18 protein-coding genes are annotated in these 16,488 nt (G+C 55.0%); 3 read left to right on the forward strand and 15 right to left on the reverse strand.

Translation table 11 applies throughout. The features are described from left to right. Nucleotides 1-67: 67 nt before the first annotated feature. The 12 genes from mraZ to HGBM_RS08765 form a co-directional block, all read right to left on the reverse strand. Nucleotides 68-499, reverse strand: a complete 432-nt coding sequence (gene mraZ / locus HGBM_RS08705) for a division/cell wall cluster transcriptional repressor MraZ (RefSeq protein ID WP_019120709.1) — start codon at nucleotides 497-499, stop codon at nucleotides 68-70. 139 nt (nucleotides 500-638) lie between these two features. Beyond that, a complete protein-coding gene (locus HGBM_RS08710; protein WP_019120710.1) occupies nucleotides 639-1,901 on the reverse strand; it encodes an adenosylhomocysteinase in 1,263 nt (420 codons plus the stop codon). 440 nt (nucleotides 1,902-2,341) lie between these two features. Next, nucleotides 2,342-2,977, reverse strand: a complete 636-nt coding sequence (locus HGBM_RS08720) for a nitroreductase family protein (protein ID WP_019120712.1) — start codon at nucleotides 2,975-2,977, stop codon at nucleotides 2,342-2,344. A gap of 118 nt (nucleotides 2,978-3,095) precedes the next feature. Further along, complete coding sequence (gene bshC / locus HGBM_RS08725; protein WP_019120713.1) at nucleotides 3,096-4,721, reverse strand: bacillithiol biosynthesis cysteine-adding enzyme BshC; 1,626 nt, start codon at nucleotides 4,719-4,721, stop codon at nucleotides 3,096-3,098. A gap of 280 nt (nucleotides 4,722-5,001) precedes the next feature. Beyond that, entirely contained in the window at nucleotides 5,002-5,559 is a 558-nt protein-coding gene (locus HGBM_RS08730) for a helix-turn-helix domain-containing protein (RefSeq protein ID WP_019120714.1), read from the reverse strand. An 18-nt stretch (nucleotides 5,560-5,577) separates the two neighbouring features. Then, entirely contained in the window at nucleotides 5,578-5,964 is a 387-nt protein-coding gene (locus HGBM_RS08735) for a DUF3397 family protein (RefSeq protein ID WP_019120715.1), read from the reverse strand. Further along, entirely contained in the window at nucleotides 5,948-6,895 is a 948-nt protein-coding gene (locus HGBM_RS08740; protein WP_019120716.1) for a ketopantoate reductase family protein, read from the reverse strand. Before HGBM_RS08740 ends, HGBM_RS08735 begins: the two co-directional genes overlap by 17 nt. Before the next feature lie 203 nt (nucleotides 6,896-7,098). Continuing rightward, nucleotides 7,099-8,637 (reverse strand): acyl-CoA carboxylase subunit beta, encoded by a 1,539-nt coding sequence (locus HGBM_RS08745; RefSeq protein WP_019120717.1) that lies wholly within the window; start codon nucleotides 8,635-8,637, stop codon nucleotides 7,099-7,101. A gap of 20 nt (nucleotides 8,638-8,657) precedes the next feature. Next, nucleotides 8,658-9,431, reverse strand: coding sequence for an enoyl-CoA hydratase (locus tag HGBM_RS08750; protein ID WP_019120718.1), 774 nt, complete (start codon nucleotides 9,429-9,431; stop codon nucleotides 8,658-8,660). Then, on the reverse strand, nucleotides 9,422-10,345 hold the full coding sequence (locus HGBM_RS08755; RefSeq protein WP_019120719.1) for a hydroxymethylglutaryl-CoA lyase: 924 nt from the start codon (nucleotides 10,343-10,345) through the stop codon (nucleotides 9,422-9,424). Before HGBM_RS08755 ends, HGBM_RS08750 begins: the two co-directional genes overlap by 10 nt. A gap of 50 nt (nucleotides 10,346-10,395) precedes the next feature. Next, on the reverse strand, nucleotides 10,396-10,608 hold the full coding sequence (locus HGBM_RS08760; RefSeq protein ID WP_019120720.1) for an acetyl-CoA carboxylase biotin carboxyl carrier protein subunit: 213 nt from the start codon (nucleotides 10,606-10,608) through the stop codon (nucleotides 10,396-10,398). Continuing rightward, nucleotides 10,605-11,957, reverse strand: a complete 1,353-nt coding sequence (locus HGBM_RS08765) for an acetyl-CoA carboxylase biotin carboxylase subunit (RefSeq protein ID WP_019120721.1) — start codon at nucleotides 11,955-11,957, stop codon at nucleotides 10,605-10,607. The genes HGBM_RS08760 and HGBM_RS08765 overlap by 4 nt, the downstream gene beginning before the upstream one ends. Nucleotides 11,958-12,165: 208 nt before the next feature. Between HGBM_RS08765 and HGBM_RS08770 the strand changes: the two genes are divergently transcribed. Then, on the forward strand, nucleotides 12,166-12,633 hold the full coding sequence (locus HGBM_RS08770; RefSeq protein WP_019120722.1) for an N-acetyltransferase: 468 nt from the start codon (nucleotides 12,166-12,168) through the stop codon (nucleotides 12,631-12,633). A 51-nt stretch (nucleotides 12,634-12,684) separates the two neighbouring features. On the opposite strand, the gene HGBM_RS08775 is transcribed toward HGBM_RS08770, so the two are convergent. Continuing rightward, nucleotides 12,685-13,311: an RsfA family transcriptional regulator gene (locus tag HGBM_RS08775; RefSeq protein WP_019120723.1), complete on the reverse strand. Its 627-nt coding sequence runs from the start codon at nucleotides 13,309-13,311 to the stop codon at nucleotides 12,685-12,687. A gap of 210 nt (nucleotides 13,312-13,521) precedes the next feature. Beyond that, nucleotides 13,522-13,893, reverse strand: a complete 372-nt coding sequence (locus HGBM_RS27045) for a Spx/MgsR family RNA polymerase-binding regulatory protein (protein ID WP_019120724.1) — start codon at nucleotides 13,891-13,893, stop codon at nucleotides 13,522-13,524. 207 nt (nucleotides 13,894-14,100) lie between these two features. On the opposite strand from HGBM_RS27045, the gene HGBM_RS08785 reads away from it, so the two are divergent. Beyond that, the gene (locus HGBM_RS08785) at nucleotides 14,101-14,817 is read left to right on the forward strand and encodes a helix-turn-helix transcriptional regulator (protein ID WP_019120725.1); all 717 of its coding nucleotides are present in this window, start codon (nucleotides 14,101-14,103) and stop codon (nucleotides 14,815-14,817) included. Between the two features lie 125 nt (nucleotides 14,818-14,942). Continuing rightward, on the forward strand, nucleotides 14,943-15,212 hold the full coding sequence (locus HGBM_RS08790) for a DUF2626 family protein (RefSeq protein ID WP_019120726.1): 270 nt from the start codon (nucleotides 14,943-14,945) through the stop codon (nucleotides 15,210-15,212). 27 nt (nucleotides 15,213-15,239) lie between these two features. On the opposite strand, the gene HGBM_RS08795 is transcribed toward HGBM_RS08790, so the two are convergent. Next, nucleotides 15,240-16,346, reverse strand: a complete 1,107-nt coding sequence (locus HGBM_RS08795; protein WP_019120727.1) for a class I SAM-dependent methyltransferase — start codon at nucleotides 16,344-16,346, stop codon at nucleotides 15,240-15,242. Nucleotides 16,347-16,488: the final 142 nt, after the last annotated feature.

The following is a 16,488-nucleotide window of genomic DNA, read 5'->3' on the forward strand; positions in this document are numbered from 1 at the left end:
TGCTTCCTCCCGAACAAAAGCCCAAACAGCGCGCACTCCATGGCCGCCTGCTCTTCGAGTCAGTGTTTTACAAGTTAAAATCGACGAGTTTTTCCGCTATTTCGCTGAAGGAGCCTTCCGATTGGGCGCAGTAGTCATCCCAGCCTTCCTTGCTCCATATCTCCACCCGGTTGGATACGCCGATGACCACGCACTCTTTTGCCAGCCTGGCATGCTGCCGCAGGTTGACTGGTATATTTACCCTTCCCTGCTTATCCCATTCGCATTCAGTCGCGCCGGAAAAGAAGAAACGGGTAAAAGCGCGTGCATCCGCTTTCGTAAAGGGCAGAGACTTCAATTTTTCTTCGATGACTTTCCACTCATCCATCGGGTAGACAAACAGGCACTGATCAAGCCCGCGGGTAATGACGAAGGAACTTCCGAGTTCATCACGGAACTTGGCGGGGATGGTAAGCCGGCCTTTATCATCGATGCTGTGCTGATATTCGCCCATGAACATGCCGCTTCCCCCACTTCCCTTCCGCTATCCTCCACTTTCCCCCACTTCTCCCCACTCAAACATTATTATACAAAAAAACCCTGCATGTGTATGCAGGATTTTTTCATCAGTTTCTGATTGTATGTAACAGCAGTTTTTTTTAAGATTCGACCCAGCTGTCCAGGTAGTCTTTTTGCTCTGCTGTCAATTTGTCGATTGAGATGCCGAGCGCCTCCAGCTTGTAGCGTGCGACCATCTCGTCCAATTCATACGGCATGTTCAGCACTTGCTTGCCGATCGATTGGTAATTTTTGTTGATGTACTCCAATCCGACTGCTTGCAGGGCAAAGGTCATGTCCATGATCTCTGCCGGATGTCCGTCACCCGCAGCGAGATTGACCAGGCGTCCTTCTGCCAGCAAGTAGAGTTTGCGGCCGCCTGCCAGCGTGTACTCCTCAATGTCTTTGCGAACGACGCGCTTTGCTGTCGAGAGAGCTTCCAGCTCCACCTTGTTCACTTCCACATCGAAATGGCCGGCATTTGACAGAATCGCGCCGTCTTTCATCACTTCGAAGTGCTCTTTGCGAATCACGTCGCGATTGCCCGTCACCGTCACGAAGTAGTCGCCATGTTTCGCGGCTTCGCTCATCGGCATCACTTCAAAGCCGTCCATGTAGGCTTCAACAGCTTTAATCGCGTCGATTTCGGTGACGATGACTTTCGCTCCGAGACCTTTGGCGCGCATCGCCACGCCTTTTCCGCACCAGCCGTAACCGGTGACGACTACCGTTTTGCCGGCTACAACGAGGTTGGTCGTCCGGTTGATGCCGTCCCATACGGACTGGCCCGTTCCATAGCGATTGTCAAACAGGTATTTGCAGTAAGCGTCATTTACTGCCATCATGGGAAACTCCAATTTTCCTTCTTTTTCCAATGCCTTGAGTCGCAGGATGCCGGTAGTCGTCTCTTCCGCTCCTCCGCGCACCTGTGCGAGCAGGTCGCGCCGTTCACTGTGGAGGATCGTCACCAAATCACCGCCATCGTCGATGATCAGGTCGGGACGAGTCTCCAGTGTTTTGATCAGGTGGCTCTTGTACTCCTCCGGCGACGGATTGTACTTGGCGAACACGCAAATGCCGTCTTCAACCAAAGCCGCACAAACGTCGTCCTGGGTAGACAGCGGGTTGGACCCCGTAATCGTCACTTCTGCTCCGCCGGCTTGAATCACTTTCGCCAGATAGGCAGTCTTTGCCTCCAGGTGGAGCGAAATCGCCACTTTCAGTCCGGCAAACGGCTTTTCTGCTTCAAAGCGTTCGCGGATCCGGTTCAACACCGGCATGTGCGCCTTTACCCAATCGATTTTCAAATGGCCCCCAGGGGCGAGGGACATGTCTTTTACAATGCTGTCTGCTGCTGTGCTCATAGGTCAAACGGGCCTCCTTCTTAAAAAACACTCATCAGTTATCTTATCATAAGCCTGGGTGCGCTTCACCTATTTTGTCTTCACCTGCATCCTTCTAACCGGCAGGATTGGCAGTCGGCAGCAGTTGTTCTGGCGGAACCGCAAACCACATATATATGTATAATGCAATACCAGTGTTACACCAGTCGGTTCCCGGTGCTTGGTTGCCACATCTTTAGAACGGCGGGAGGGATTGACCATGAGATACGTCAAAGCTTTTTTCTGCGGGCTGCTGTACGCTTATGTCGCGATCGGCTCGCTGCCTTTCCTGTTGATCAAACTGTTTGAGGATTTGTAAAGCCTCAATTGAAGCCTTCAGCACGCTCTTGTATATGAAGCGGCGCAGCTGACCGGTACGGCAACCGGTTGGCAGCGCCGCTTTTGCCGCCTCCGCCGAGCGGTCAGGAAAACCTCTCCATGACAACCAACTGCTCAAGGGGAAAACGGCTGGTTTTGTGAGCAGGTGCGGCCGCTTTGCCCAGTGTGATCATCATCACCGGCAAGAAGCGGTCCGGGATGTTCAATTCTTCGCGGATCTTGACGCGGTCAAACCCGCCCATCGGACAAGTGTCATATCCTTTTGCCTTTGCCGCCAGCATCAGCTGCATGGCCGCCAGGGCAGCATTGCGATTGGCCTCGTCACGCGGCCCCTCGGGACCGCCGGCATACGCGCTCGCAATGTTGCCAAGCAGGGTGTCATACGCCTGCTGGCTCATCGCTCCGGATTCCAGCATCGGGCGGTAAACCGCTTCCGCCGATTTATTGGCTTCGAGATCCCCCAGGATGATGATGACTGCAGAGCAGTCGACAACTTGCTGTTGGTTGAAGGCGATCGGCAATAGCCGTTTCTTGTTCTCCTGCTCCGTCACGACGAGAAAGCGCCAATGCTGCAGGTTCCAGGAGGAAGGCGCAGTAGCGGCCAGTTCCAGTATTTCCTGCAATTCTGCCTGGGGAATGCTTACCCCCGGGACGTATCGGCGGACGGCGTGGCGACTATGCATTACTTCTTGGGCAGTCATTTGCAAAGCTTCTTTCATGGCAATCCTCCTCTTTCAACTTGTTCAAAGCCTTCCCGAAAAGTGAGCAACAAAGCATCGTATGTAGCTGGAAACCCGTCCAAAAAAAGAATGCCTTCCGCTCCCTACCCATTCCATATCAGAGGTAGACGACCTTGTGATCGGGGCCAAACGCAAGCGGCGCTGCCGCCAGTCGATCGACGAAGTCAAGCCCGTACTTATTCATATAGCTAATGACCGAATACACCCTCTCCTGCCAGACACCTTCCGGAATCAGGGCAGCCTCGATTCGCTTCAGCCTTTTTACCGCTACCTCGTGGCGCCTAAGCAGCGATTGCTGTACTCGCTTTTCCAAAAAATCCACCTGCGAGAGCAGCATCTCCAGGTTCTTGTCCGCCAGTCCGCTCAGGCCGGCATCAAACCGGACCACGTTTTCCAACAAAGGGAGGTACAGCTCTGCCAATTTTTTTCTCGTGCTGGCAAATTGTTCAGCGAGTCCATCCTCCTGCAGACTGGCCAGCCAGTCATTCTGCCATTCCCGAAACCCGCTCATGACCGTTTCGATACCCAGCCCGAACTGCTTCATGCTGCGTTCGATCGTCCGGTCGACCAAGGTAATGGACGTGCGCGGGAGTATGATCGGCAGTTGATAGCCCAAAGCGGCAAAGCATTCCTTGTAAAAGGCCCAGTAGGCGATCTCTCCCGGTCCGCCTGCAAATGCCAGGGTAGGAAAGATGTGTTCCTGGCTGAGCGGCCGTGTCACCACGTTCGCGCTGAACCTCTCCGGCTCCGTCTCCAGCAGGCCGAGCAACTGCTCGCGGCTGTACGAATTTCTCCCGTCTTTGGTCGAAAAGCGGCCGTCTTCATATTCCAGAAGCAAGCGCTCCCCGGCTTCGTACAAAAACAGATTGCCCCCGCGGTCGCTAAGCTCCAGCTGAGGTTCATAGCCAGCCAGGCGGATGCGATGCTCTGCCTCCCGCAGCAATTCGGCCATTCTCTCGGGCTGCTCGATGACCTGGCGAAACACAGGCCGCTGGATAGAGCGGATAAACGGCGAGGAAGACTCGACGAGAACCAATCCGTGTTTGCCGAACAACCGGGCCATCAGAAGCGCAAACCACTCGACCAGCGTGTCGGCGCCCTGCGCCGTCTCGTGCAGCAGCCGGCGCAGGGAAGCAGTCGCGTCGGTCTCAGGATGCACGTCCAAAAACTGATCTGCAAAGCGGATCATCTCTTCCGGAGCTACCGGCAGCATGCTCGCGGAGAACCTGCCGCGCTGTTTGATGGACAATTTGAGCTTTTTTAGCTGCTGTTCCTCTGTCTCGTAGTAGAGATGGTTGATCTCCTCGAGGTCGTGATCTTCTCCGGCAATCCAAAAGACAGGCACAATATCCACCTGCAGCATCTCCTGCAGGTGGCGAGCGGTTTGAATCAGGGTGACCGCCTTGTGGATCGTATAAAGCGGTCCGGTCATGACACCTGCCTGCTGTCCTCCGATCACGACATATGTATCTGAATGTCTCAGTTTTTCGATCTGGCGAAACACCTCAGCGTCGTTTTCCAATTGACGGTTATAGGCAAGGAGGCCATCGGCCAGCTGTTCCCGGTGAGGGTAGTGCTGCTTGCGAAGCCAGTTTAGCCGCTGGCGGTACGATTCTTCTTCATAGGGCAAATATGTAAAGAATGAGGCGGCTTTCGGGTCGCCGCGCAGATAGTCGTCTGCCAGCCTGTTCGAAAGCGGCAATGAGACGCTTTGAATGTCCATGTGTGCTCCTTCTTTCCTATCGTGCTTACCCTCGCATTATATCATGTCGCCAAGCAACGAAAAACAAGTCAACCTGCTTGAAATCGGCTGACTTGCTTGTGGGGTGTTCCGTATTAGAGGAAAAACTCCATGCCCTCTTCGGCAATGAAAAATCCGTTTTCCTTGATTACATCCCGCACCTGATGTTCGGGATCGACGACAGGATTGGTGTCCCTGCATAGACGGGTACGCTTTTCGTCGAAAAAATGAGCTGCAGATGCAGCTCACCAGGTCCAAATGTTTACAATTGCGGCGGCGTCACGGCCCACAAAATAATCGCTTCTTCGTTCCCCTGATTGGAGATGACACGCTGCTGTATACTGTCTATGTGAAGGCTGTCTCCAGTCTTGAGGTAAAAGGTGTCTTCGCCCGCTTTCACTTCTACCGTTCCCTTGGTCACAACCAGGCATTCTTCCCCCTCCTGCTGGACGAAGCGGTCCCTCGCCACATCTCCAGGCTGCAGGCGGACCTCGATCAGCCCAAGCTTGGCATTTCCGCCTTTGGAGAGCAAGGAATAAGACCCGGTGGATTCCGGAAACAGCATCTCTCTGCGCTTCTCTTTGTAGATGTGGTAGACGCGTTTTTGGTCCAGCTCCTCGAAAAATTGCGCAAACGAAGCTTCAAGGGCGCGGGTAATCTTCCACAGCGAATCGAGTGACGGCTGGGAAATGCCCCGCTCCACCTGGCTGAGCAGCCCTTTGCTAAGTCCGGTCTTATCCGCCAACACCTCCAGGGTAAATCCTTTTTCCTTGCGAAACATCCGGATTTTTTGACCGATCGTATGTATCGGATGGTTCATCGGTATCACCCCCTCAACTTATACACTTTGCATGGTCTTCCAGAGGCCGGCACTAAATAAAAACACATAGGCAACGCTTAAGATCAGAAAGGAGAGCCGCCATGTGGAAAATCCGATTTTACGAATGGAAACAGATCCCCTCAGCCGCATTTGCAAAAAGGCCAGCAGACCCGCCAAACCGGCGAACAGCAAAAGTATCCCCCACCATGCGGACCATGCCTCGGGCCAGTTGTGCGCGTGCAGGACGAGGATGGCATGAATTAAGAAAATATTCGTAATATTAATCGACCAGCTGAGAGCGCGCCGCCGATCGCTCTTCACAGCGTAAACGATCAGGTACACCAAAACGAACCCTGCAAAAGGTATGGTGGTGAAAATACCCCAAACGTTAGCCAGAATCCCCATTCGACGCCCCTCCCCGGTGCACAGTTTGCTTGAGGAGTACAGCACGGCGCAAAGTCTCATGCAGCGGTGTCGGGATGCCGTTTTCCTTCCCTTTGCCCGCGATGTAGCCGCTGATCGATTCGATCTCAGTAGGCCTGCCGTGCCGCAAATCCTGTAACATCGAAGAATCATTTCGGAAAGTATTTCGGCAAATGGTTACAATCTCCTGCCAATCTTTTTCCGTGATTTTTTGTCCTGCTGCATTTGCAACCTCTGCCGCCTCCCTAAACAATTGGCGCATCAGGGACGTCAATAACGGAGATTGGACGAGCATCCCGTTGTGAACTTCAAATAACGCCGTGAGCGGATTGATGCAGGCGTTCGCCAATAATTTCCGCCACAAGAGCCCGGACGCTTCGTCAACGTACTCGGCATCGATGGAACACTCGGACAGCAGCTTGACCAAGTCAGCGATGAGCGGGTCCCGGGAGGCTTGTTTCCGCCACGGTCCCAGGCGCAGCCGGCCGCGGCCGGTATGAGCAACTTCAACCGGAGACAATCGCTTGGCTCCTTCCGTGTTGACAGCGAAAAAAAGGCGTTCTGCGGGAATGACGGAACGCAGCAGTTCTTCATGTCCCATGCCGTTCTGCAGCGCGACAACCCGGGCTGAATCTGGCAGCTTCGCCAATGCCGGCAAAAGGTCGGGAAGAAATGGCTGTTTTACGGCCAAGAGGTAACAGTCAGCAGCAGGAAGCGGATCCGAAAAGGCGCATGCCGAAACCGGCGCCTGCAAACACTCGCCTGACAAGGTGTGGATGGTCAGCTGCTCGCGCTGCAGCCGCGCCGCTTGTTCTTCGCCGCGCGTCAGCAAGGCAACCGTCTGCCCGCAAAGCTGCAGCCGTCCTGCCAGCAGCAATCCGACTGAACCACCGCCAATTACCACCAGGTGCATACCCTACTCCTCCAGACAATATCAGAGATAGTACTAGCATACCAAAAATTGGCGGCGGCGGAAAACGATCTGGAATATTTTTTCCCGTACCAGGAAATGGAGGATCTAAACGTGTGCCTCTCCCGGCACACGTTGTGGCGCTCATGGCGTTGGCCGGACCACACGGCCGCGTTCACTGCCGAAAAAGGCATCTCAGCCCCGCTCTATACGGGGTAGACGGGATGCTTGCGATCCGTAAAACGCTGCACTTTGCTGCTGTACACCTGAAAGCGGCTGATCAGTTCTTCGCGCAAATGCCCGGGGGCGACGATGCCGTCGACGATCAGATTGGAGGCCAAGAGGTAAATGTCGATGTCCTCTTGATACAAACGGCGCTGCTCCATGATAAACGCCTGCCGCTCCTTGGGATCTTCAATCGCCTGGATCTTGTTGCTGTACACGGCATTCACGGCTGCTTCGGGTCCCATCACGGCAATCTGCGCTCCCGGAAGCGCCAGACACGCATCCGGCTCAAACGCCGGGCCTGCCATTGCGTACAGCCCAGCCCCGTAAGCTTTGCGGACGATCACAGAGATTTTCGGCACGGTAGCCTCCGACACCGCCGAGATCATCTTCGCTCCGTGGCGGATGATGCCTGCCCTCTCTACCGCGGTGCCGATCATAAACCCGGGGACGTCTGCGAGGAAGAGCAGCGGGATGTGGAAAGCGTCGCACAAATTGATGAAGCGCGCCGCCTTGTCAGCGGAATCGACGAACAGAACTCCGCCCTTCACCCGCGGTTGGTTGGCGATAATGCCGACCGGTTTGCCGTCGAGCCGCGCCAGTCCGGTAATCAGTTCCGGTGCAAACAGCTTTTTCACCTCAAAGAATGAGCCTTCGTCGATCAGGGCGTCGATAAAGTCGTACATGTTGAAAGGCGCGTTTTGGTTTTCCGGGACGATCGACGCCGGGTCCTTCGCTTGCGGACTCGGTGGTTTCGCTGCCGCGGCCGGGGGCTGCTCCGTGTAGTTGGCCGGAAAAAACGCCAGGTAACGGCGGGCCGCCTGAATCGCTTCTTCCTCGCTCGCCGCCAGCACATCCCCGCAGCCGCTCACCGTACAGTGCATCCGGGCGCCGCCTAATTCCTCGAGCGACACTTTTTCCCCGATGACCATCTCCGCCATCCGGGGCGAACCCAAGTACATGCTGGCGTTCTGCTCCACCATGATCACGATGTCGCAAAAAGCGGGGATATAAGCCCCGCCCGCTGCAGATGGCCCAAACAGGATGCAGATTTGCGGAATTTTTCCAGACAGCTTCACCTGGTTGTAAAAAATTCGTCCCGCTCCGCGCCGGCCGGGGAACATGTCCAGCTGATCCGTAATGCGGGCGCCTGCCGAATCGACGAGATAGATCAGCGGCACGCGCATTTTTTCGGCCGTCTCCTGGATGCGGATGATTTTTTCCACCGTACGCGAACCCCATGATCCTGCTTTGACGGTGGAATCGTTGGCCATGACACAGACGGTCTGTCCGTTCACCCGACCAATCGCGGTGACCACGCCGTCAGCCGGCAGGTCTTTGGCGAGGAAATTGGCGAACAGGCCGTCTTCTACCATAAACTCATCATCGAACAACAAGGTCAGCCGGTCGCGAACAAACAGCTTGTTCTGCTCCTTCAGCTTCTCGTGGTATTTTTGCTCTCCGCCCCGCTCCACTTGTGCGATCCGCTCGCGAAGCGTCTCCTCCCATTGTTTGCTCATCTGGACCCTCCTCTTTCTCTTTATTCGCCGCGGTATACCGGCTTCCGCTTTTCCTGGAATGCGGCAAGGCCTTCCAGGCGATCCTTGGTCGGAATCGTGACCTGGTAGGCGCTGCTCTCGATTGCGAGGCCTGTCGCCAGGTCTGTCTCCATGCCGTAGTCGATGGCGTATTTGGCCTGTTCCAACGCGATCGGCGCGTTCATGGCGATCTCTTTCGCCAGCGTCAGGGCAGCCGAAAGCACTTGCCCCGCCGGAACGACGCGGTTGACCAAGCCGATGGCCAAGGCTTCGCGCGCCGTGATCCGCCGGGCAGTGAAAATCAGCTCTTTCGCCTTCCCTTTTCCCACCAGCCGCGGCAGCCGCTGGGTTCCGCCCGCGCCAGGAATGATGCCGAGCGACGTTTCCGTCAGGCCCATTTGCGCGGTCTCGCTCATCACCCGCAGATCACAGGCCAGCGCCAGCTCCGTCCCGCCGCCAAAGGCTGCTCCGTTGATCGCGGCAATAACCGGTTGAGGCAGGCGTTCCAGTTCGCTGAAGGCATCGCGAATGGCGCGGATAAACACTCGCACCTGCGATTCGCTCATCGTCCGCCGCTCCTTCAAGTCCGCTCCGGCGCAAAACGCCTTGTCGCCCGCACCGGTGACGATCACCACTCGCACATCCCGATCCGCGCTCAGTTGACTCACCTGCTGCCGCAGCATTTGCACTGTCTCAAGATTGAGACAGTTGTGCACTTCCGGCCGCTCGATCGTCAGGATGCCGACCTGCTCCTCTCTTTGCAGGGTTATCGCCATGAAGAGTCTCCTCCCTCACTTGTCCGTTTGGCCGCACAATGGGCCTGCAGCATCCTGGAAGGCAGCTGTCGCCCCAGGCGGCTTTGGATGTACTGGCCCGCTTCCGCCAGCCGCTCCAGATCGACGCCGGTGCGATACCCCATCCCGTGAAGCAGGTAAACCAGATCTTCGGTCGAGATGTTGCCTGCCGCCCCCGGTGCATAGGGACAGCCGCCCAATCCGCCGAGCGAACTGTCAAAGGTGCAAATCCCCTCATCCAGTGCGGCTGTGACGTTGGCCAGACCAGTGCCGCGGGTGTCGTGGAAGTGGGCAGCCAGCCGTCCGGGAGTAAACGCTTTCACCAGGACGGCAAATTTTTCCCGGACCTGTTTGGGAGTCGCCACCCCGATCGTATCCCCGATCGATACTTCGTAGACACCCATGTTTAGCAGCCGCTCCGTCACTTTCACCGCTGCCGAGACAGGCACATCTCCTTCGTAGGGGCAGCCGAACACGGTCGAGACGTAGCCGCGCACGCGCAAACCCATGCGTTTCGCCTCCTGCACCACCTCTTCCAGGACCGGATATGTCTCGGCGATCGATTTGTTGATATTTTTCCTGTTGTGGCTCTCGCTGGCCGACATGAACACGGCAATTTCCGCAAGTGCCGTCCCCCGGGCCCGCTCCAGACCGCGAAGGTTGGGCACGAGCGCGCTGTAGGCAACCCCCGGCTGCCTGGCGATGCCGCCCAGCACCTCGGCTGCGTCGGCCAGCTGCGGAATCCACCTCGGATCGACGAACGAACTGGCTTCAATAAAGCGCAAGCCCGCTTGCGACAAGCGGTTGATCAGCTCGATCTTGACGTTTGTCGGCACGACAGCCGTTTCGTTTTGCAGGCCGTCGCGGGGGCCTACTTCGACGATGCGCACATCCATTTCGCTACCTCCTCCGGCAAACCTAGCGGCCGCTCAGAATTGACGCAAAATTACTCCAGGACAAGAATGACGTCGCCTTCATTGACAAAATCGCCGGCGCTTACCTTTACTTCCGCGATTTTGCCATCTGCCTGCGCCTGAATCGGCACTTCCATTTTCATTGACTCCAGCAGGATGACGTCTTGTCCGCTGCTGACCGTATCTCCTGCCTGGACAAGCAGGCTCAAGACTGTGCCCGCCATGTTGGCTGTGATGTTTTTCATTGCCCAACGCTCCTTTTACTGTTTTTTCGCTCAATGAACTGTGTCGTGTAATCGCCGGCTTGAAAATCCGCATCAGCCAATACTTCCTGCAAAAACGGCAGGTTGGTCTTGATCCCGTCGATCTGATACGCCGCCAGCGCTTCTGCAGCTCTCGCAACGGCTTCGCCGCGCGTCGTACCGCTGACGATCACCTTGGCGATCATCGGATCGTAGAACGGAGAAACCTGGATGCCCGCTTCTACCCCATCGTCGATTCGCACATGCGGCATGACCGGGGGCTGGTACCTGACGATCCGGCCCGGCGACGGCATAAACGTCTGCGGGTCCTCGGCGTAAACGCGCAGCTCAATCGCGTGGCGAAGCGCTTTGACGTCCTCCTGTTTCAGCGGGATCGGCAAACCGCGGGCAATATCCAACTGGATCGCCACCAGATCGAGTCCGGTCATCTCTTCCGTTACCGGATGTTCGACCTGCAGGCGCGTGTTCATCTCCAAAAAGTAAAACTTTTTTTGCTCGTCCATGATGAACTCGACGGTCCCCACACCGGTATACGCTACAGCGCGCGCAGCTTCAACGGCGGCCCGGCAGATTTTTTCGCGCGTTTCCTGATCGAGAAACGGGGATGGGCTCTCCTCCACCACTTTCTGATGGCGGCGCTGGATCGAGCATTCCCGCTCCAGCAGATGAAGGCAGTTGCCATGCTGGTCGGCGGCTATCTGCACTTCGATGTGGCGGGGGTTTTCCACGTATTTCTCCAGGAACATCGTATCGTTGCCAAAATAGGCCTTGGCCCGTCCCTTGGCAGATTGAAACGCGCGGCGCAGCTCTTCGTCGTCGCGCACGACCTGCATGCCGATTCCGCCGCCGCCCGCACTCGCTTTCAACATCAAAGGGTAGCCGAGTCCCTGCGCTTTGGCGACCGCTTCCTCCGCTGTCTCCAGCTGCCCTTCAAATCCGGGAACGACCGGCACGCCGGCTTCGCGCATAATCCGCCTCGCTGTCACCTTATCGCCCATACTCGCAATCACGCCGGCAGGCGGCCCGATAAAGGTCAATCCCGCTGCCGTGCAGCGCTCGGCAAATACAGCGTTTTCCGACAGCAGCCCGTAACCGGGATGAATGGCATCCGCTCCGGCTGTCTGGGCCGCTTTTATCATGGCGTCAATATTTAAATAACTCTGGGCCACGGGCGGCGGTCCGATATGCAGAGCCTCGTCCGCTTCCCGCACAAACGGCATTTCCTTGTCCGCGTCGGAGTATACGGCTACCGCAGCTACTCCCTGCTTGCGGCATGTTCGGATGATCCGGCGGGCAATCTCTCCGCGGTTGGCGATCAACACTTTTTGCATGGCGACTCTCCCTTCTTTACCTTGCTATCACCTATTTTGCCATTTCTTCGGGAATTGTTCTAGCAGAAAATTTGAAATTGTGTGCACCATGACAATAACATTTCCTTCCAGTGTTTCCTTTGCAACTCATTGGAGAAATTGTCACATCATTCGTGTATAATAGAAGAGGATACCACTGAAGGACTGGTTCGGGAGGAGTGCATGATCGATGTATGAAGTAGAACGGTTGCGCATTAACTACAAGACGCTTGAGGAATTCCAGAAATTTCGTGAATTCGGCCTGGAAGAATTGTCGATGAAAGAGGACCTGGAAGCCAACATCGTCGAAAACGATTCCGATTCTCCGTTTTACGGCATTTATTACGGCAATCGGCTGGTTGCCCGCATGAGTCTGTATAAAATAGACAGCAAGTACGACCGTTATTTCAGCCCTGCCCAGGATTACTACGAATTGTGGAAACTGGAAGTGCTGCCGGATTATCGAGGCAAAGACTTTGGCACGGCGCTGGTGAACCATGCGAAAAGCTTCGGCTCTCCGATTAAAACCAACTCGCGCTGCCGGGCTGACGAATTTTGGACCAAGATGGGATTTACCCCGGTCAAGTACAACCCGATTCGCGACCGCGGCGAAAACCCTTACGTCTGGCTGCCCGAAGGCGTTGGTTTGCAAGACTGAACCGACATGAAAAAAGACCCGGTCTCTCGGGTCTTTTTGCTGTCTGCAAGCTTATTCGACACGTTCAAGGTTTCCATTTTCATCCATCTTAAATACCGGTTTTGCGCCCGCCTCCTCTTCTTGCAAAAAGGCCAGCTTCCGCGCCCTCTCCATGATTTGGATGAGTGCTTTGTAATCGTCGTTTACTCCCTGAACGCCTTCCAGTTCTTTCTTGTATTTGCTGTTCTGTTCCTTTAGTTCGTTGACCTCCCGTTCCTTGTCTTCAAGCTCTCGTTCCAGCTGTTTGAGTCGACGGATGATTTCCTTTTGGTTCATTAATACACGTATCGCCGCTTCAATCTGCTCTTCCTCGTTATTCTTTGCGGATGACGCTGCCGTTCCCTTGGACAGCGGTTTTAACGTATCCTGTTCTTCGGCAAATTCTGTATGTACCGCCACCCTGCCAATTTTTTTCAACTGCTGCCGCTGGCTTTTGGCGATCGCAATGGCCGCCTCATACCGCTTCCTGACCGCGCTGTTCCAGCGAAAACCGCAAGCTGCAGCCGTCCTGCCCAACCGCTGGCCTACCTCTTCAAAAGCCGCAAGTTGAGTTCCGCCCTCGCGAATGTGGCGGAGCGTGACTTCTGCAAGCACCAAATCGTCATCTTCTGTCCATGCATCCTGTCTTGAAGCTACCATATAGAACGTCCCTCCCGTTTGCCATTGAGGTTAATGTACTTCATTCTATGCTTTTCCCTACTCTCATAGAATCTCTTTCTACTAGAAAAGTATCTCCAAGCCCCATGTGCTTTAAACGGGAAGGGACTCTATTTTGACTCTTTGGGCAGACTAGCTAGCTTTTTGCAGGAGAGACATAAAAAACCGCGCTGTTCGCGCGGTACATTGGCTTTACGCCAACAGCGATTTCATGGCGGATTGGTTGTAGCCGATGATGACGTTTTCTCCGTCGGTCAGGATCGGCCGCTTCAACAGGCGAGGCTCTACACTGAGAAAGTCGAGCAGCTCCGATACGGTCATTTCGTTAATGTCAAATTCCAGCTGTTTAAACTTTTGGCTGCGGGTCGACAAAATTTCGTCCGTTCCGTTGTTGGTCATTTTGATGATCTCGAGCAGCTCCCGGGGAGTGGGCGGATCCCTAAAGAGATGGCGCTCCTCGTACGCCACATTGTTTTCCTTCAGCCATGCCTTGGTTTTCCGGCATGATGTACAGCTCGGATATGTATAGAAAGTCAGCTTTTCCTTGTTCATACTTTTTCCCATGACAACCCCTCCTATCCAGAAGTAAATATGATAAGGTTCATCCCTTACTTTTTTCAAGTAAATTATATGACTCCTATAAACACTATGTCAATAGTGTTTAATATATTAATTATCTTTTTGTTTTGTTTCCCAAAACAGTTTCAAGCTTAACAATCCGCGTAAAATCAGCTACACTAATAAGCGAAATTGAAAACAAGGGGGTAGCTCATGGACAACAATACTCAAAAACTGACGAGTACGCTAGCCGACCCCACCCGTTTCGCCATTTACCGTTTTATCGCCTCCCGCGGTCAAGCTGTAACCGTGCAAGAGGTAGCCGAGCATTTTTCCATCCATCCCAATGTTTCCCGCTTGCATCTCGGCAAGTTGGAAGACGTCAACCTGCTGCAATCCACTTCTGATAAATCGGGAAAGGGCGGCCGTCCCAGCCGGCTCTATTCTCTCTCTGATCAAGTCGTCAGCTTGCAGTTTCCGCCGCGCGATTACCAAATGCTTGCCAACATCGCCATCGAAAGCCTGATGTCACTGGGAGACGTGGGTGAACAGGCCATGATAAGCATCGGGCGGCGAATGGGGACCGAAGCGGCCAAACAGGCGCTGCTGGCTGACAGCCTCGATCCGCGCAGCATGTCCTTTGAACAAGCGCTGGACCACATTCACCGCCTGATCCTCGCACAAGGGTTGAACCCGGAAATCCATGTGCGCGGCGAGGACCAGATATGCTTTCGCATCCACAACTGCACGTTCCTCGACTCGGCCAAGCGGTTCCCCACGCTCGTCTGCAAGATGCATAATTCGATGCTGACCGGAATATTTGAGGTGTACTTTGGGGAGATTGAACTACAAGAAGAAGACTCGTTCATCAGCGGCTGCAGATCCTGCAATTACACGCTGGTGCGGATTCAAAAGCCATTCGGGCGGTAGCCGCGGCGCTTCCGTCCGTTGTCATCAAACCGCCATACGTTCTGGTTTACACAGGACATAGTGTCCTTTATAATGAGGAAGGAAATCTATCCGCTATTCATCGCTGCCGTAAAGGGGGGATACAAATGGATCGCATGTATCGTGTACTCAGCTTCTGGACATTGGTAATCGCCATTATGGCCTACTGGGGCGGGCTTATGAAGATGTCACTTCTGTTCTTCGGTTTAACTGCCATTTTCCTGTCATTAAGCTATATGAAATTAACCGAACGAGCGTACTTACAAATTTTCTTCGGGTTCATGTTCTTTTCGTTTGTCGGTTTCACATATTATACATTCTTCGTAATGCCGCCAGCAGGTGCAGGCGAACAATCCCTCTCCCTGCTGCTGATGTAGGGCGTAGGCAAAGAAAAAAGGATGCTCCTAACGAGCATCTTTTTTTTGTGTCAGCACCCGGAATGTCCCTCCCATGCCATCCGGGCTGATCAACTGCCGAATCGCCTGATTGCTGCGCATCGCCTCGCTGGTAAAAGGGTTGGTGTCTTGATGTTCCCGCAGCTTTTGCAAAATCCCCGCCTTGACCAAAAACTGGCTTTGACTCTCCAACGAGACAGGGACCAGCCCGGCCTCCTCCCCCCACTTCATCAGCGCCGAAAAATTGACGTGGGCTGTGATGTCCTGTTCCCCGACGAAAACGAGGGGATCGTCATGGGCCCGGTGCCGGTAGTAGCATTGGAGCGTTCCGCTCATCCGGCGGGCAGAGTACAGCTCATCCTGCAGACCGCCGTAATCGATGGTGATAACATACCCCCGCACGAGCATTCGGGACACCTCGTGGATCGCCCGGCGCATCCCCAGATTGATCTCCAGCTGCATCCCGGTCGGGAGGGCCAGTTTTTCTTCTGCCAGGTAGTCCGCCGCCTCCGGCGTCAATGCAGGCAAATCCATCCACTTCAGGCATCCTTCCCCTTCGTCCCAGGTCACCCCTGCTTCCGTCCAGCCAGCCGCTTGCCGCTTCACCAGATGAACCGGAAAGGCGTCGAACCACTCATTGGACAGGATGACCCCTTCGATCGCTTCCGACTGCACCGCTTCTTCCACAGCGGCATACCAGACGACGTCCGCCTGGCAGCCGGCCAACGCCTGGCGCTGGCATTCGCGGTGATACGGGCTGGACTCAATCATTACCAGCCGCATCCTGTCGGCCAGCAGCGGCGCGGCCTCGTATATGCGGGCCGCCAGATGCTTCATCAGGATCCCGGTGCCGCCGCCGATCTCGACCAGTGCAGGCCGGCTGTATCCTTCCTCCTGCCAGATGCGGATGATCGCATCAGCCAGGGTTTCGGCAAACACCGGATGCACCGTGGCACTCGTATAAAAATCGCCTTCCTTGCCTACTTTCACTTTTTCCGACATATAATAGCCGTAATCGGGGTGGTACAACGCCAATTCCATAAATCGGACAAACGGGATTGCCCCTATTGCGCTTCTTCTGATCTCATCGTGGATGCCGCGAACGGCTTGATTCATTTTCGGCCCTCCTGCCATCCGTTTTTTCACTTGTACGTGCAAAAAATCATCAAACCGCTATAATGGAACAAGCGGCATTGTAACCGTCTGACGAAATAGAGTTTTCTGAAGCGTGTGATGAGATGGATTGTAGCATGCCGGG

This window comes from Brevibacillus massiliensis (assembly GCF_000311785.1).
Classification (GTDB): domain Bacteria; phylum Bacillota; class Bacilli; order Brevibacillales; family Brevibacillaceae; genus Brevibacillus_C; species Brevibacillus_C massiliensis.

Bases quoted from the DNA above. Each gene is read 5' to 3' on its own strand.
- HGBM_RS08765 (WP_019120721.1), bottom strand. From the start codon at position 11,957: ATGCAAAAAGTGTTGATCGCCAACCGCGGAGAGATTGCCCGCCGGATC.
- HGBM_RS08720 (WP_019120712.1), bottom strand. From the start codon at position 2,977: ATGAAAGAAGCTTTGCAAATGACTGCCCAAGAAGTAATGCATAGTCGC.
- HGBM_RS08770 (WP_019120722.1), top strand. From the start codon at position 12,166: ATGTATGAAGTAGAACGGTTGCGCATTAACTACAAGACGCTTGAGGAA.
- HGBM_RS08785 (WP_019120725.1), top strand. From the start codon at position 14,101: ATGGACAACAATACTCAAAAACTGACGAGTACGCTAGCCGACCCCACC.
- HGBM_RS08710 (WP_019120710.1), bottom strand. From the start codon at position 1,901: ATGAGCACAGCAGCAGACAGCATTGTAAAAGACATGTCCCTCGCCCCT.
- mraZ (WP_019120709.1), bottom strand. From the start codon at position 499: ATGTTCATGGGCGAATATCAGCACAGCATCGATGATAAAGGCCGGCTT.
- HGBM_RS08790 (WP_019120726.1), top strand. From the start codon at position 14,943: ATGGATCGCATGTATCGTGTACTCAGCTTCTGGACATTGGTAATCGCC.
- HGBM_RS08760 (WP_019120720.1), bottom strand. From the start codon at position 10,608: ATGAAAAACATCACAGCCAACATGGCGGGCACAGTCTTGAGCCTGCTT.
- bshC (WP_019120713.1), bottom strand. From the start codon at position 4,721: ATGGACATTCAAAGCGTCTCATTGCCGCTTTCGAACAGGCTGGCAGAC.
- HGBM_RS27045 (WP_019120724.1), bottom strand. From the start codon at position 13,893: ATGGGAAAAAGTATGAACAAGGAAAAGCTGACTTTCTATACATATCCG.
- HGBM_RS08795 (WP_019120727.1), bottom strand. From the start codon at position 16,346: ATGAATCAAGCCGTTCGCGGCATCCACGATGAGATCAGAAGAAGCGCA.
- HGBM_RS08735 (WP_019120715.1), bottom strand. From the start codon at position 5,964: ATGGGGATTCTGGCTAACGTTTGGGGTATTTTCACCACCATACCTTTT.
- HGBM_RS08755 (WP_019120719.1), bottom strand. From the start codon at position 10,345: ATGGATGTGCGCATCGTCGAAGTAGGCCCCCGCGACGGCCTGCAAAAC.
- HGBM_RS08745 (WP_019120717.1), bottom strand. From the start codon at position 8,637: ATGAGCAAACAATGGGAGGAGACGCTTCGCGAGCGGATCGCACAAGTG.
- HGBM_RS08740 (WP_019120716.1), bottom strand. From the start codon at position 6,895: ATGCACCTGGTGGTAATTGGCGGTGGTTCAGTCGGATTGCTGCTGGCA.
- HGBM_RS08775 (WP_019120723.1), bottom strand. From the start codon at position 13,311: ATGGTAGCTTCAAGACAGGATGCATGGACAGAAGATGACGATTTGGTG.
- HGBM_RS08730 (WP_019120714.1), bottom strand. From the start codon at position 5,559: ATGAACCATCCGATACATACGATCGGTCAAAAAATCCGGATGTTTCGC.
- HGBM_RS08750 (WP_019120718.1), bottom strand. From the start codon at position 9,431: ATGGCGATAACCCTGCAAAGAGAGGAGCAGGTCGGCATCCTGACGATC.